Genomic DNA, 2,354 nt, shown 5'->3' on the forward strand with positions numbered 1-2,354 from the left:
AGAAAATGACCCCAGTAGCCTTTGAAAAACAGTGTTCTTTGTTGGCTATCCCACAAAGAACAATAATGACTATTTTTAACAATGAAATAATAACCTAAAAACGGTCAACGCTATTTAGGGAAGTACAGTTGACCCTTCGATACGATGCTCCTTAGGTCGCATCACTCAGGGGACTGTTAAATCAGAAATCAGAAATTAGAAACACAGAATAACTCAGCACTCTGCATTCAGCACTACCAAAGCGTTGGCTGAGTGAATTTTGCGCAGCATAGCGCAGTGAAATTTGTATCGAAGCCAAAGCTTGTAGGTTGACCCTTCGATACGATGCTCCTTAGGTCGCATCACTCAGGGTCCTGATAAATACAAAATTAGAAATACGAAATAAGAAATACGAAAACAGTAGGCAGTCTCAGTGGGCAGTTATTTGAATTCAAGGTTTAAAATTCAAGGTTCATAATTTAAGAACAGAGAACAAAGAACAGAGAACAAAGAACAAAGAATAACGTGCTAAATGCCAAATTAGAAATACGAAATACGAAAACAGTAAGCAGTCTCAGTGGGCAGTTATTTGAATTCAAGGTTTAAAATTCAAGAATAAAGAACAGAGAACTCCGCATTCAGCATCAGTCAGCAGTCTCAGTTTGCTGTTAGCAGTCATTTCGAAGGAGCCCAAGCGACTGAGAAATCACATCTGATTGGTTCAAAATTTAAGAACATAGAACATAGAACAAAGAACAAAGAACAAAAGACAACGTGATAAATGCCAAATTAGAAATACGAAATAACTCTACACTCTGCATTCAGGATTACCAAAGCGTTGGCTGAGTGAATTTTGCGCAGCATAGCGCAGTGAAATTTGTATCGAAGCCAGAGCTTGTAGGTTGACCCTTCGATACGATGCTTCTTTGTCGCATCACTCCCCGTCCCGAAAATCAGAAATTAGAAATACGAAATACGAAATCAGTAGGCGCCTATATGAATTCAAGGTTCAAAGTTTAAAGTTCAAAATAACACAGAACTCTACATTTAGCATTGGTAAATAGTTATTTCGAAGGTGCCAGAGCACTATTGAAGTATAGTAATAAGAATTTTTAATTCAGAAATTTACCAAACGCCTTACCCACGCTTATTCCAAGATAATGTTGTTTATTAAACTCGCGCCATTGGAGCTCGAAGGCTATGCTTGATTCTCCGTCTTTGTTTTTAAGATTCAGGGGAATGCCCAATTTCCAGTTTAGCGCATCATAGCCATTCCAAAAGTTTTGTTCTATTGCGGCACTAAGGCCAACAAGTTCATTTACCAAAAATGCTCCTTCAGCTTTTACCTGGCCAGACGTAAACTCTTCGTAATTACCATAATAATAAGTGTCTGTTTGGGTAAGCGCGGGTTGTTCTTCTGGAGATACGTCAAAAGTGGTAAATGTTCGTTTTTTTACCGTCTTAGTTAGAATGTTGTTGTTTTGATATATTCGTGATGAGATCGAGGCGCTAAAGGATATATTTTTAAACTTAAAAAATGCATTCCCACTGATTGACGCATCCCAGGCCTCAAACTGATGCTTAGATAGCATACTGGCATTTGGTGTATTTGTAAAGGTTTTGGAGCTTTTGGTTAGTGGAATATACCCTTGAATCGTAAACCAATATTTCCGCATGTAAACGTAGAGGTCGTTTTTAAGAATGTATTCAGCCTCCTGGGAAGCTATTAATTCCAGAATTTCCTTATCTGTAATTGACTTGGCTTCGAGCGTTTCAAGAACCTGATTTTTAATGGCTTTTTCTCTGTAGTCTTTTAAAATGCTACGTAAGTTTTGATCAGCATTCTTACTAAGCGTACCGGGTACAAACCAGGTGATTTTAATTTGAGCGCCAATATTTTCTGCCCAAATTGAATCTTTAAAGTTGTAAAAAGAACCGGATGGTTCGCCTTTTAATTTTAAACCCGCAGATGCTATAAAACTTTGATAGCTGGTTTTAGAAAAACGGGGGTCAAAATTACCCATTAAACTGAATGAATTATCCTCGTCGTCTAAAATAAAACTGAGGCGTTGGGTACTTATTTTGGCACTTGGGAGGAATTGATTTAATACGTCTCCTATGAGAATATTGAGGGTTTTGTTATGTATAAAATCTGGGTTAATGATCTGATATTCATAACTTTTAAAAATTGAATCAATGAGCATCCCCCCATTTGTAGGGCAGTTTTCAGCTTAAATTAAGTTCCGGCTATATTGACTAAGCTGCTTTTTGTTGTTTGTTTAAATACTTTACCAGCGGTATTTCGTTTTCTATTCCCTGATGCCTTCTTTTTGTATTGTAATAACTAAAATACGTTTTTAATTGTTGGTATAGAT

The 2,354-nt window shown here is 37.0% G+C and carries 1 protein-coding gene; it reads right to left on the reverse strand.

Annotated features, from left to right (window positions below; all coding sequences use genetic code 11):
* Positions 1–1,091: 1,091 nt before the first annotated feature.
* Positions 1,092–2,183, reverse strand: coding sequence for a hypothetical protein (locus LLW17_RS18755; RefSeq protein WP_228231825.1), 1,092 nt, complete (start codon positions 2,181–2,183; stop codon positions 1,092–1,094).
* Positions 2,184–2,354: the final 171 nt, after the last annotated feature.

The sequence above is a fragment of the Leeuwenhoekiella parthenopeia genome (assembly GCF_020782115.1).
Lineage (GTDB): Bacteria > Bacteroidota > Bacteroidia > Flavobacteriales > Flavobacteriaceae > Leeuwenhoekiella > Leeuwenhoekiella parthenopeia.